Below are 13,292 nucleotides of genomic sequence, written 5' to 3' on the forward strand. Positions count from 1 at the left end.
TCGGCACTTATGTATCCACCGCACAATTTGTGTTTGTCGGACAGACAGGCGCAACACAGTGCAAAAAACGCTATGCTGGTTACGGATAAAATTCGCTGCAAGGAAGGTTTATGATGGAAGGTAAAACAGAAGCGGCCGTTACCGCATTGCTGAGCGATATTGGCAGCACTCACGGCGAGCTTTTGGCCATTGTTGAACGCGTTCGCCAGGTTGTCACGGCTATGGGCGACAACGTCTGCGAATCCGTCAAATACGGTGGCATTATGTTTTCTAATACGGCGTTTTTCTGCGGCGTATTTACCTATAGTAGCCATGTCTCGGTAGAGTTCGGCAATGGCTATCTGCTCGAGGATCCCCACCGCATGCTCGAAGGCAATGGCAAGTATCGCCGTCATATCAAGCTTTACTCGGTTGCCGATATCGATGAGAAACCGCTGGCAGAGTATGTCAGGCAGGCCTATGAGCTAGCACTATCACACTAAACTGACAGGAACTCACCCTATATCCTGCGATGAACAGCCGACATCGCGCACCTGCCGGCTGCTCATTTTCTATCAGAAATGCAGCTCTAATGGCTCAACTTCGGCTGAACATTCTTTACCCCAGCCACTCAAGGTAATTTGCGCCAACTGCGCCAACCCTAAGTAGAATGGATGTCCTGCATTGGCTTGCAGCAATTCCAGGTAGCGTGGCGCCCAAGGCAGCACATGCTTTGTCAGCAACTGCTCGACCAAACCACCCTGCCGTTCTTCAGCCAACCAGGCCACCATCATCAACAAGGTGCCAATATGATCTTCGGGTTCATTACGATCATGCTGTGCTTCAATACCATTCGACCGCAACCAGCGACGCAGACGCAAAGTTGAATTCCCAAACAGTACGTTTTCTTTGTCCAGATAGACCGAGCCCCATAAAGGTGCGGGTAAGGTGTCTGGGCCAACAAACAGGCGTTGGTAAGCCTCTGCCAAAGACTCGTCCTGCTGATCTTCAATCCCGGTAGCTATCAGAGCAGCCGCGCTCTGTAACTGCTCAGCGTCGCCATACGGCCATTCTTTGACCCACTCAGATTCAGACAGGGTTGCCAACAACTGCTGGCCGTCTTCACTTTCTGGCGGCGCATACAACAACACACCCAGCACCCGACCCGTTAAAGCGATATTTTCTAGCGTCATAAATCAAGGATCCTTTTAAGGGCGCAGCGAACTGCGCCTCACTACACTATTAACCGGCTACCGCCATGCCAACGGTCATATGCAGGCCGTAGAACACGCCCCGCCCAAGAAGCTCACCGGCGATAACCAAAATCAAACCTATAGCCATTCCCATCACGCTCGCGTTGCCACGGCGTAACAGTGGGCAAATCCAGCAGCCTAAACCCAGCACCACCAAGACCAAACGCCCAACCATTAATTGACCGTATTGGGGGATCAGCGCTGATGCTTGCTGCACCGAGCTATTGATGCTGGCCAGCTCATAGCCTTGCATCATCGCCGCACTCAGGCTGACCAGCAGCGCAACCACGCTAAGGATAGCCAATGAATAGCGGGCCGATACCGCTAACCCAGCCGCACGCAGTAACAAGACCCCCAGCAGCGGCCCCCCGATCAGCAACGTCAGGAAAAAGTTCAGCGTAGTGTAACCGTTATGCCAGGTTGGCACAGTATCGATTTGATACACCTTTGTCATAGCGTAAACAAAGACAACCCCCAGCGCCATGGTCACCCACAACCACAGTTTGCCCAATGCCGGCGGCATTTTACCTAATATCGCCAACAGCCAATAGCAACCACCAACAGCGAAGAACACTGCGCCAGCGGCTATTTCGTTACTCAACGCCGATGCACCGACGCGGTTCAATGCGTTAAATGCCCGTAACGGCGAACCAAGATGCAGTGTGGAAGCGGCAAAAGCGATACCCATCAGCAACCACAAGAAAAACAGGGAACGATGAACCGCCCTGCTCTGCTGTTCATTCAGATTGCCGCCAATCACGGTAAGCCCCATAACGATAATCGCCCCCACCACACATTGCCCCAATACGGTAAACAACATCAGCGGCCATTCATGCCATCCCATACCCATATCAAACCTCCTTTGGATTGGCCAAATAGCCCGTGGTGTCACCGCTTGGGCGACTGTTGGCATTAGGTTTTAACACCAGGCAGGGGCGGGTAAAATGCGCCGCCGGCAGTGGTGCCACCTGGGCCAGGGTGCCATGCTGTTGCCTGAGTTGTTCAATCGGGCCAAAATCCAGGGCCCGCAACGGACAAGACTCTACGCAGACAGGTTTATGGCCTTCGGCCACCCGTTCATAACAGCCATCGCACTTGGTCATATGGCCCTTGGTGGCATTGTACTGCGGCGCACCGTACGGACAGGCCATATGGCAATAACGACAACCAATGCATACCTCTTCATTCACTACCACAAAACCGTCCTCCCGCTTGTGCATTGCCCCCGTCGGGCACACTTTGGTACAAGCGGGATCTTCACAATGGTTGCAGGCAATCGACAGATAATAGGCAAACACGTTCTGGTGCCAGCCATCCCCCTCCTGCTGCCATTCCCCTCCGGCGTACTCATAGATGCGGCGGAAACTGACGTCCGGCGTCAGATTTTTAAAGTCCTTGCAGGCCAGTTCGCAGGTTTTGCAGCCAGTACAACGACTTGAATCGATAAAGAATCCATATTGCTGAGTCATTGGCTACCCCTTACACTTTTTCGATGTCAATCAGATTGGTATGCTGCGGATTACCCTTGGCCAAAGGTGAAGGCCGGTGGGTGGTCAACGTGTTCATGCAGGCGCCATGATCGATACGATCGCCCAGCATATCGGCCTGATGCCAAGCTCCCTGCCCCATAGCCACCACACCAGGCATGATCCGTGGCGTGACTTTGGCTTCAACACGCACTTCGCCACGCCCGTTGAATACCCGGACCTTATCGCCGCCGACTATCCCGCGAGATCGGGCATCTAGGGGATTGATCCACACCTCCTGACGACAGGCCGCCTGCAAAACATCGATATTGCCGTAGGAAGAGTGGGTGCGGGCCTTGTAATGGAAGCCAAACATTTGCAAGGGGTAGGTTTTACGCAAAGGGTCATCCCAACCTTCAAAGGTAGAAGCGTAAATTGGCAATGGGCTGATGGTTTCGTCTTCTTCCAACTGCCAGCTACTGGCGATATCAGCTAGCCTGGCGGAGTAGATTTCAATTTTGCCGGACGGCGTTTTTAATGGGTTAGCTTCGGGGTCCTGGCGGAACTCTTTATACGCCACGAAATGGCCGTTAGGATCTTTGCGCTTATAGATCCCCATACCACGCAACGCTTCATAGCCCGGCAGCAGCGGATCCCGGTCCTGCATTTTAGCGTACAAATGTTGGAGCCATTGCGCCTGAGTTCGCCCTTCAGTGAACCTCTGATGTACCTCTGGCCCCAAGCGGCGTGCCACCTCACTCAGCACCTCATAAATACCCTTTCGCTCAAATTTGGCGGTGGTTGCAGGCTGAATAAAGATCAGATACCCCATGTTACCGGCATAGTCGTTGGGAATAATGTCTTCCTGTTCGACGGTCATCAGATCGGGCAGCAGAATGTCGGCATATTTGGCCGACGAGGTCATAAAGTTTTCCAGCACCACAATCATTTCGCATTGGGTGTCGTCCTGCAAAATATCGTGGGTTTTATTAATGTCAGAATGCTGGTTGGTGATGGTATTACCGGCATAGTTCCAGATAAACTTGATCGGCACGTTCAACTTGTCCTGGCCACGCACCCCATCGCGTTTGGCGGTCATCTCAGGGCCACGCACTATGGCATCGGTCCAGCTAAAGCAGGAAATTTTTGCTTTGACCGGGTTTGCCAACACCGGCATACGTTCAATGGTGATGGTATAGGTCGACTCACGTGCACCACTGTTACCGCCATTAATACCGACATTGCCGGTCAATATTGGCAGCATCGCGATAGCCCGCGCACTCAGTTCACCGTTGGCCTGACGTTGCGGCCCCCATCCCTGACAGATATAGGCCGGTTTCGCGGTGCCTATTTCCCGCGCCAGTTTGATAATGCGATCTGCCGGAATACCGGTGATTTTTGCCGCCCACTGCGGCGTTTTTTCAACGCCATCCTCGCCTTGACCAAGAATATAGGCTTTATAGTGCCCATTCACTGGCGCGCCAGCGGGTAAGGTTTTCTCATCGTAACCAATGCAATACCGATCAAGAAAGGGTTGATCGACCAAGTCTTCGCCGATCAAGACATGCGCCAGCCCAGCCACCAATGCCGCATCCGTACCTGGCCGGATGGGGATCCACTCATCCTCACGCCCGGCGGCCGTATCGGTATAACGTGGATCGATAACGATCATTCGCTCATTAGAACGTTCACGCGCCTGCTCCAGATAATAGGTAATGCCGCCGCCGCTCATCCGCGTTTCAGCCGGGTTATTACCGAACATCACCACCAGCTTGCTGTTTTCGATATCAGAAGTGCTGTTACCTTCATTACTGCCGTAGGTATAAGGCATCGCACAGGCGATTTGCGCGGTGCTGTAAGTCCCATACTGCTCAAGGTAACCGCCATAACAATTCATCAGGCGGGCAACCAGCGAAGCATTGGGTGACGAACGGGTAATATTGCCGCCGACAATGCCTGAGGTGTAATTGATGTATACCGCTTCGTTACCGTATTGCTCGACGATCCGCTTCAGGTTGTTAGCGATGGCATCATACGCCTCGTCCCAGCTAATGCGTTTGAACTTGCCTTCACCACGCTTTCCGACGCGTTTCATCGGATAATTCAAACGATCCGGGTGGTTCATGCGACGGCGAATAGATCGTCCGCGCAAGCAGGCTCGAACCTGATGGTCTCCATAGTCATCCAGGCCGGTATTATCCGTCTCGACCCAGTACACCTCATCATCGCGGACATGCAAACGTAAGGCACAGCGGCTGCCACAGTTAACGGAACAAGCCCCCCATACCACTTTGTCGCGCGCGGCTTCTTGCACGCTTTCACTGATTGAGTCGGCGATTGCACGGCGGCTAAAAGGTAATACTATGCCCCCGACTGCCATTGCCAAGCCAAGGATACCGCCAGACTTCACCAAGGTACGACGGCTGACACCTTCGGACATTGGGTCGTTTACTTTGTTTTCCAACATAACTCACTCCACGTTTTACCCAGGTATTGATAAACGTCATGCCTTTGACTCAAGGCAACGGGCAGGGAGACAGATCCGATGTCTGTTAATAGGCTTGTATAAAAACCCTTCTCCAGGAGTGGATATTACTCAGAAGTGGTTAGTGAACTTTGTCTGCTATCAATAAAGCGGGGGAAGTAGATGAAAGAAAAAGGACTTTCGAACAAAGGGATAATAATTTTCTTATAAAAAAAGCGCCCGTAGGCGCTTTTTATGCAGCGGCTAATTAATTAACCGATATATTCCAGGCCACCCATGTATGGGCGTAATACTTCTGGCACCTGAATGCGGCCATCAGCTTGCTGGTAGTTCTCCAGCACCGCCACCAGCGTGCGACCCACAGCCAAACCAGAACCGTTCAGCGTGTGCACCAGACGCGGCTTTTTCTCGGTTTTGCTGCGGCAGCGCGCTTGCATACGGCGCGCCTGATAATCCCACATGTTGGAGCAGGAGGAGATCTCACGGTACGTATTTTGCGCCGGCAGCCATACTTCCAGATCGTAGGTTTTGCATGAACCTGCGCCCATGTCACCGGTACACAGCAACATTTTACGGTAAGGCAGGTTCAACAACTGCAGCACTTTCTCTGCATGGCCGGTCAGTTCTTCCAGCGTAGCCATTGAATCTTCTGGACGTACGATCTGCACCATCTCGACCTTATCGAACTGGTGCATACGGATCAAACCACGCGTGTCACGGCCATAAGAACCGGCTTCAGCACGGAAACATGGCGTATGCGCGGTCATCTTCAGCGGCAGAGATTCCTCTTCCAGGATCTCGTCACGTACCAGGTTGGTCAACGGCACTTCTGCTGTTGGGATCAACGCATAGTTGCTGCTGTCCGATTCTTCTTCCAGGGGTTTGGTGTGGAACAGGTCTTCACCAAACTTCGGCAACTGGCCGGTACCGTACAAGGTTGCGTGGTTCACCAAGTAAGGTACGTAAGTTTCCAGGTAGCCGTGCTGTTCAGTGTGCAGATCCAGCATGAATTGGGATAACGCACGGTGCATGCGGGCGATTTGCCCTTTCATCACCACAAAACGGGAACCCGTCAATTTAACTGCGGCGGCAAAGTCCAGGCCACCGGCCATTTCGCCAAGATCGACATGATCGCGCACCGGGAAATCGTACTGACGCGGTTCGCCCCAGCGGCTGACTTCCTGGTTATCGCTGTCGTCTTTACCCACTGGCACAGCATCGTCCGGCAAGTTCGGGATCGCCAACGCATAGTCACGGATTTCAGCCTGCAGCTGATCCAGTGCGGCCTTGGCAGAATCCAGCTTGTCACCCAGTTCGTTCACTTCGCGACGCAGCGGCTCAATGTCTTCCCCGCGCGCTTTAGCCGCGCCGATGGATTTCGATCGGGAGTTACGTTCGGCCTGCAGTGTTTCAGTTTCTACCTGCAGAACTTTGCGGCGCTCTTCTTGAGAACGCAGCAGATCCAGATCGAGTTTAAAGCCTCGGCGAGCCAGTTTGACGGCGACTGCGTCTAGCTCATTACGCAGCAGATTGGGATCGAGCATGCTAATCCTGTGCTTATTGTTATTGAAAGAAAATTTGTTGTTTTATTCGGCTGAATTTGAAGCCGTATAAAGGAGAGTGATACCCGCTAACCTTACCGCAACGGCAACGCTAGCGGTAGCGTTTTGTCTGGCTATTTTGATCCTGCTCAGCCAGCCATGCCAGCTTTTCGCCGATTTTACCTTCCAGGCCCCGTGAGGTTGGATGATAGTAACGCGTCTTGGCCATTTCGGGTGGGAAATAGTCTTCACCCGCCGCATAAGCATTGGGCTCATCGTGAGCGTAGCGGTACTCCGCGCCCAACCCCATTTCTTTCATCAATTTGGTTGGTGCATTGCGCAGATGTTCCGGCACGTCGTAGTCGGCCATCTCTTTGGCGTCACGCATGGCCGCTTTAAAAGCGGTATAAACTGCGTTGCTTTTTGGTGCACAAGCCAGATAGACGATAGCCTGAGCAATAGCGCGCTCGCCTTCTGCCGGCCCGACGCGGGTGAAACAGTCCCAGGCGGCGATCGCCACCTGCATACCCCGCGGATCGGCATTGCCGACATCTTCTGAGGCAATCGCCAGAAGCCGGCGCGCCACATACAGCGGATCGCCCCCGGCTGTAATAATACGCGCATACCAATACAGCGCAGCATCTGGTGCCGAGCCGCGTACCGATTTATGCAGCGCCGAGATCAAATCGTAATAACGGTCACCTTTATTATCGAAACGCGCACTGCGTTCGCCGGAGACTTCTTTCAGTAATTCCGGCGTCAGCACGCGTATGCCTTTGGCGTTAATTTCCGCCATATCAGCCATCATTTCCAGGCTGTTCAACGCCCGGCGTGCGTCCCCCCCCACCAGCTCGGACAGCATACGGCGGGTCTCTTCAGGCAGTTCGATATTCTGGCCGCCAAAACCCCGGCCGTTGTCTTGCATCGCCTGATCCAGCACCTGGCTGATATCGTCGGCAGTTAGTGCTTTCAACAGATACACACGAGCACGTGACAACAGCGCCGAGTTCAGCTCAAAGGACGGGTTTTCGGTGGTTGCGCCGATAAAGGTTATGGTGCCGTCTTCAATATGCGGCAGGAAGGCATCCTGCTGGCTTTTATTGAAACGATGCACTTCATCTACAAACAAGATAGTGCGACGACCGGCGTCACGGTTCTGGCGCGCACGCTCGATCGCCTCACGGATCTCTTTAATGCCGGACGTCACGGCCGAAATCCGCTCGACGTCCGCTTGGCCGTAACGACCAATCAATTCCGCCAGCGTCGTTTTCCCGGTGCCCGGCGGCCCCCACAGAATCATCGAATGCAGTTGCCCTGCCTCGATAGCGCGTGGCAAAGGCTTGCCGGCAGCCAACAGGTGCTGTTGGCCGATATACTGTGCCAGCGTGGTCGGCCGCATGCGGGCGGCCAACGGCTGGAACTCGTTCTGGGAAAAATCGAGCGACATATTACTCACGCTGACCTCACTGGCGCTGGTCGTCCAGCGTCACCCCCTTCGGCGGGGTAAATTTAAATTTGCTGGCATCAGCAGCAACATTCTGCTGGCTTTTCAGTGCATAAGAACTACGCTGGCCGTCCTGCTCAACCGCAGCAAAACTGCGAATAGTACCGCTGTTCGTGACGGTAATAGCGAACTGTTTCAGGTTGCCATTGCTGGTTTTTGGCGTAAGTTCAAAATCATCACCTTTCTGCTTAACGTTGTACTGTTTCCAGTCATTGGCGTTGTTGCGGGTGATCAGCATAAACGGCGTATTACCCGTGGCGTTTTTCAACCAGGTTGCCGTCACTTGTTCAACAAAGGGGTTGTAGAACCACAGGGTTTGCCCGTCTGATACCAACACGCTCTCGTCTGGCGAGGTCATGTGCCAATTAAACAGATTTGGGCGCTTCACCCAAAGTTCACCTTCTCCCTGCTGTACGGCAGCGCCATCGCTGCTGGTCACAGTTTGGGAGAAGCTAGCGTGGAAACTGTTCACTTTCGCCAGGCGACTTTGCAGATCCTGCGCGGCGTCGGCCAACACAGAGGTGGAAGCGAATCCCGAAAGCAGACAACAGGCAACTAACAGTTTTTTCATTATTCCAGATACCTTATGAAATGCGTTAACCGCAAGGCGTTGCCGTGCGGGTCAAATTAACCCTTAACCCCTTTACTCTACCCGAAGCTATCGGCAGGCAGATAGGCCAATGTTCCGAGAAGCCAGGGGTTTACGCTTCTTTGCACAAGGGCCGCTAAGCGGCCCTTTATTATTTAATAACAACGATTAAAGCGTCATCAGTCATGCCGTGGCGGTGCCAGCACCTCGCGGTTGCCATTGTGCCCTTGCTCACTGACGATGCCCTGCGCTTCCATCTGTTCGATAATGCGCGCGGCGCGGTTATAGCCGATACGGAACTGGCGCTGTACACCGGAAATAGAAGCGCGGCGTTTATCCACCACAAACTCTACCGCCTGATCAAACAACGGATCCAACTCCTCATCACCGTCCAGACCGCCACCAGCACCGCCCTCACCGTCGTCACTGCTGCTAAGAATACCCTCTTTATATTGAGGTCGCTCACGCGCTTTCCAATCCTTAACCACGGCATGAACTTCCTGATCGCGCACAAATGCACCGTGTACACGGACAGGAATAGACGAGTTAGGCGCCAGATAGAGCATGTCACCCATACCCAGCAATGATTCAGCACCGCCCTGATCGAGGATGGTACGCGAGTCAATCTTGCTGGACACGGTAAAGGCGATACGGGTTGGGATGTTGGCCTTGATCAGACCAGTGATCACATCCACCGACGGACGCTGAGTTGCCAGCACCAAGTGGATCCCCGCAGCTCGCGCTTTTTGCGCCAGACGAGCAATCAACTCCTCAACCTTTTTACCGACCGTCATGATCAAGTCAGCAAACTCGTCCACCATCACTACGATATAAGGCTCTTTTTCCAATACCGGTGGGGTGATGTCCATGCTGTCTGTTGGTTTCCAGAACGGATCTGGGATTGGGCGTCCCATCGCCTCTGCCTGGTCGACACGTTCGTTATAACCGGCCAAATTACGCACGCCGAGCGCAGACATCAGCTTGTAACGGCGTTCCATCTCCGCGACGCACCAACGCAATGCGTTGGCAGCGTCTTTCATGTCGGTTACCACGTCTGTCAGCAGGTGTGGAATACCTTCATAGACTGACAGTTCCAGCATTTTCGGGTCGATCATGATAAAGCGCACTTCTTTCGGCGTGGCTTTATACAAGATGCTCAGGATCATGGCATTGACCCCTACCGATTTACCGGAACCCGTCGTCCCTGCGACCAGTAAGTGTGGCATTTTCGCAAGATCTGCCACCACAGGTTCACCGGAAATGTCTTTACCCAATACGATGGCCAACGGCGATGGATTATCACGGAACGCGGGGCAATCCAGCACTTCACGCAGATAGACGGTTTGGCGTTTGACGTTAGGCAGTTCCAACCCAACGTAAGGTTTACCGGGGATCACCTCAACCACACGCACCGCTGAGGTCGACAATGAACGCGCCAAATCGCGAGACAGATTTGAAATACGTGCAGCCTTGACACCCGGAGCCAGATCCAACTCAAAGCGTGTAATGACCGGCCCTGGCAGGATATCAACCACGTCGGCCTTCACACGGTAATCGGCGAGGCTGGCTTCGACCAAGCGCGCTTTTTGTTCCAACGCAAAGGTATCTACCGGCTCAACCTCTTTCGGGGCTTCCGTCAGCAGATCCAACGTCGGCAACGGCGTGGTTGGTTTTTGCAGCGGCATATCATTACGCATCAGGAACGGGTGGATCAGGCTATCCATCGCTGGCTGCTGCGGTGCGGCTGGTGCCGGTTGCGCGACAGGTTGCTGATAAGCCGGTTGCTGTTGCTGAGTGGCCGATTGCTGCTGCGGTTGTTGGTAAGCCTGTTGGTACGGTTGTACCGGCGGTGTCTGCGGCTGAGCTTGCGGCTGATAAACCGGCGCTGCAGGCTCAAACTGGCCGAACGGCACATCATCTTCACGTTCGCTTTGCTGCTCAATACGGTCTTCAAGCTGTGGCGACAAGGTGAACAAGGGTTCAACGGGGCCATCATCAACCAAATCATCCATCGGCGAGAAACCAAACGCATTGCGCGTGTCTACCGGCGTGGTTGCCTGTGCTGACGGTGTAGCTTCTTGTTGCCCATAGCGCTGGCTTTGCTGTTCAGCAAAGGCCTGACGCAGTGCGGCCTCCTGCAGAGCCGCCTCATCGTCCTGGTTATCTTGCGCGTATTCCTCGCCATAACGCTGATTTTGCTGTTCGGCAAACGCCTGGCGCAACGCGGCTTCCTGCAAGGCTTCATCATCCTGCTCTGGCGCAAGACTCTCGGCGTTCGGCAATGGCTCGTCATCCCCTCGGCTACGCTGTTCCTGTTCGGCAATGCGCTGTGAAGGCAGCTTGATACCGTAAGAGGCCAGTTCACGCCGGGTAGGAATGCGTACAGGGTTCGGGCGTGGCAATTCAGGGCCAAGGCCTTGTTTCACCTGCGAGTTAGCCTCACTGGTAGCGGTAAATGCCGGCATAAACGTATTGGCGGCGACAGCACCCGCTACCGCAGTTGCAGCGACAGGAGCCTGAGGTTTCACGCTACCAAACGGCGTAACGGCAGGTTCAACGGCACTGAAACCAGCCGGAGCACTGATGTCTGCGCTATCACGCTGGGCGGCAGAAAAATCGAACGGGGAACGTTCGTGCGCCGGTGATGCAGCCGGAACATCCCAGTTGCCCAAGCGCGGTTCATTATCCTCGTCCTGGTAAGGATCCGCCGAACGCGTCAACGTCGGCGCCGGTGTCTCTTCAGGGATCTCGAACGAATACAATGGCGGTGGCGCGTTTTCCTCTACCCTGCTCATTGGGTGTTGATTCACCGATGCGGGTGCAGCCGGTGCCACGGTAACCGACGGTGCCTGTGCTACGACAGGAGCCGCAGTAACCGGCGTACTGGCTACCGCTGGTGCAACGGGTACGGCATCAGCAGGATCGTCATCATTAGCCCGCAAGCCGCTGAGTAAGGGATCCTGTGCATCTTCTGCTTCTGCCGCCAACTTGGCGGTTTCCGCTACGGAAGGCGCAGAGAACAACACGTCGTCTTCCGCCGCATTGGCCGCCGCCGCAGTCGCGCCCACAGCAAGCGCGGCTTCTTTCTGTGCAGGTTCGGCATGTTCTTCGACATAACGATCATCGTCGTCGTGATAACGGTCTTCACGGCGTGATCGGTTAGTCATAAAGGTCGCCGTACCCAGCACCGCGCCGCCGATTCTTTCGGCGATCACCAGCCAAGACCAACCGGTAAACAACGTAAGCCCCGCAGCCCAGACGCACAGCAGCCCTAAGGTTGCACCGATGCCGTTGAACCACGGCAGCATGGCATTGCTCAGCAAACTGCCGATAACGCCGCCGGAAGCGAAGTAATAGAGATCGTCGACATTCAATGCCGCCAGGCCACACGAGGTGAGCACCAGCGCCAACGTGCCGATCAGGCGCAATGAAAGCGCAAAATAGTCGATGTATTCGCCGTTGCCGCGCTGACGGTAAGCCGCCCAGCACAACATGAGCATGATCGGTGGTATCGCATAGGCGAGTACCCCGAAGGTGAAGAACAGCGTGTCGGCCATCCAGGCCCCGACGCCACCGCCCAGGTTATGAATCGGCTCATGCCACGCGGTCTGCGACCAGCTTGGGTCAGATGGATTAAAACTGACCAAGGCAGCCATGAGGTAAATGGCAAAAATGGCCACCACGATCAACACAGCTTCGAGCAAACGGCGACCGCTGCTGAGTTTTCTCAAGGTAACTTCTTTATCTTCTGTATATTCCTGGCTCAAGAAAGGCTCTCCAGGTTCCTGTTAGCTGACATAGCAACAGCGCCGAGAAGCTTCCCCGGCGCCGAAACTGTATGAATAAACAGGAGTGTAACCAATTTAATCAGGTTTTGCACCTGCACCCTACCGTGTTTTGATAACCAGACGGTTACTCTGTTTCACTTCTTCCATGACTACGTAGGTACGGGTGTCGTTAACCCCCGGCAAACGCAGCAAGGTTTCACCGAGCAATTTACGGTAAGCAGACATATCCGGTACACGGGTTTTCAACAGATAGTCGAAATCACCAGACACCAGATGACACTCCTGAATTTCTTCAAGCTTCTGCACTGCTGAGTTGAATTGCTCAAACACATCTGGCGCGCCGCGGTTCAACGTGATTTCCACGAAGACCAACAGTGACGCATCCAGATAATGCGGGTTGAGCAAAGCGGTATAGCCATGAATAAAACCCTGGCGCTCGAGGCGGCGCACGCGTTCTAAACATGGTGTTGGAGATAACCCCACGCGCTTCGAAAGCTCAACGTTCGAAATACGCCCATCCTTCTGCAGCTCGTTCAGGATATTGCGGTCGATACGGTCGAGATCTTTACCCGGGCGTTTCTTATTGTCTGCCATTATTATTGTCTCTCTTATTTTCTTCCCTGCACTTGCCACACCCTAGCCAACGTCAATGTGTAAGGGTTCGTTCCAAGCGAAGACCCGATGCCT

10 protein-coding genes are annotated in these 13,292 nt (G+C 54.1%); 1 reads left to right on the forward strand and 9 read right to left on the reverse strand.

The window, feature by feature from the left end:
• Nucleotides 1-113 precede the first annotated feature (113 nt).
• Nucleotides 114-482 (forward strand): DUF1801 domain-containing protein, encoded by a 369-nt coding sequence (locus ACI2J2_RS09500; RefSeq protein WP_209634151.1) that lies wholly within the window; start codon nucleotides 114-116, stop codon nucleotides 480-482.
• A 72-nt stretch (nucleotides 483-554) separates the two neighbouring features.
• Here ACI2J2_RS09500 and dmsD read toward each other — a convergent pair whose 3' ends face one another.
• The 9 genes from dmsD to lrp all read right to left on the reverse strand — a co-directional run bounded on the left by dmsD (nucleotide 555) and on the right by lrp (nucleotide 13,199).
• Entirely contained in the window at nucleotides 555-1,172 is a 618-nt protein-coding gene (dmsD, locus tag ACI2J2_RS09505) for a Tat proofreading chaperone DmsD (RefSeq protein ID WP_209632556.1), read from the reverse strand.
• A gap of 49 nt (nucleotides 1,173-1,221) precedes the next feature.
• Nucleotides 1,222-2,082, reverse strand: coding sequence for a DmsC/YnfH family molybdoenzyme membrane anchor subunit (locus tag ACI2J2_RS09510; protein WP_404759946.1), 861 nt, complete (start codon nucleotides 2,080-2,082; stop codon nucleotides 1,222-1,224).
• A 1-nt stretch (nucleotide 2,083) separates the two neighbouring features.
• The gene (locus ACI2J2_RS09515) at nucleotides 2,084-2,701 is read right to left on the reverse strand and encodes a DMSO/selenate family reductase complex B subunit (RefSeq protein ID WP_404759947.1); all 618 of its coding nucleotides are present in this window, start codon (nucleotides 2,699-2,701) and stop codon (nucleotides 2,084-2,086) included.
• Between the two features lie 10 nt (nucleotides 2,702-2,711).
• The gene (gene ynfE / locus ACI2J2_RS09520) at nucleotides 2,712-5,165 is read right to left on the reverse strand and encodes a selenate/tellurate reductase subunit YnfE (RefSeq protein ID WP_404759948.1); all 2,454 of its coding nucleotides are present in this window, start codon (nucleotides 5,163-5,165) and stop codon (nucleotides 2,712-2,714) included.
• Nucleotides 5,166-5,434: 269 nt separating this feature from the next.
• The gene (gene serS, locus ACI2J2_RS09525; RefSeq protein WP_209632551.1) at nucleotides 5,435-6,727 is read right to left on the reverse strand and encodes a serine--tRNA ligase; all 1,293 of its coding nucleotides are present in this window, start codon (nucleotides 6,725-6,727) and stop codon (nucleotides 5,435-5,437) included.
• Between the two features lie 109 nt (nucleotides 6,728-6,836).
• Entirely contained in the window at nucleotides 6,837-8,180 is a 1,344-nt protein-coding gene (locus tag ACI2J2_RS09530; protein ID WP_209632550.1) for a replication-associated recombination protein A, read from the reverse strand.
• 7 nt (nucleotides 8,181-8,187) lie between these two features.
• Entirely contained in the window at nucleotides 8,188-8,799 is a 612-nt protein-coding gene (lolA, locus tag ACI2J2_RS09535; protein ID WP_209632549.1) for an outer membrane lipoprotein chaperone LolA, read from the reverse strand.
• Nucleotides 8,800-8,996: 197 nt separating this feature from the next.
• Entirely contained in the window at nucleotides 8,997-12,584 is a 3,588-nt protein-coding gene (locus tag ACI2J2_RS09540) for a DNA translocase FtsK 4TM domain-containing protein (RefSeq protein WP_404759949.1), read from the reverse strand.
• A gap of 120 nt (nucleotides 12,585-12,704) precedes the next feature.
• Complete coding sequence (gene lrp, locus ACI2J2_RS09545; protein WP_004928318.1) at nucleotides 12,705-13,199, reverse strand: leucine-responsive transcriptional regulator Lrp; 495 nt, start codon at nucleotides 13,197-13,199, stop codon at nucleotides 12,705-12,707.
• Nucleotides 13,200-13,292 lie beyond the last annotated feature (93 nt).

The sequence above is a fragment of the Serratia sp. NPDC087055 genome (assembly GCF_044900985.1).
Taxonomy (GTDB): domain Bacteria; phylum Pseudomonadota; class Gammaproteobacteria; order Enterobacterales; family Enterobacteriaceae; genus Serratia.

What these genes read in the sequence shown, in the direction of transcription:
- ACI2J2_RS09500 (WP_209634151.1), top strand. Translation starts at nt 114, where the DNA reads ATGGAAGGTAAAACAGAAGCGGCCGTTACCGCATTGCTGAGCGATATT.
- dmsD (WP_209632556.1), bottom strand. Translation starts at nt 1,172, where the DNA reads ATGACGCTAGAAAATATCGCTTTAACGGGTCGGGTGCTGGGTGTGTTG.
- ACI2J2_RS09510 (WP_404759946.1), bottom strand. Translation starts at nt 2,082, where the DNA reads ATGGGTATGGGATGGCATGAATGGCCGCTGATGTTGTTTACCGTATTG.
- ACI2J2_RS09515 (WP_404759947.1), bottom strand. Translation starts at nt 2,701, where the DNA reads ATGACTCAGCAATATGGATTCTTTATCGATTCAAGTCGTTGTACTGGC.
- ynfE (WP_404759948.1), bottom strand. Translation starts at nt 5,165, where the DNA reads ATGTTGGAAAACAAAGTAAACGACCCAATGTCCGAAGGTGTCAGCCGT.
- serS (WP_209632551.1), bottom strand. Translation starts at nt 6,727, where the DNA reads ATGCTCGATCCCAATCTGCTGCGTAATGAGCTAGACGCAGTCGCCGTC.
- lolA (WP_209632549.1), bottom strand. Translation starts at nt 8,799, where the DNA reads ATGAAAAAACTGTTAGTTGCCTGTTGTCTGCTTTCGGGATTCGCTTCC.
- lrp (WP_004928318.1), bottom strand. Translation starts at nt 13,199, where the DNA reads ATGGCAGACAATAAGAAACGCCCGGGTAAAGATCTCGACCGTATCGAC.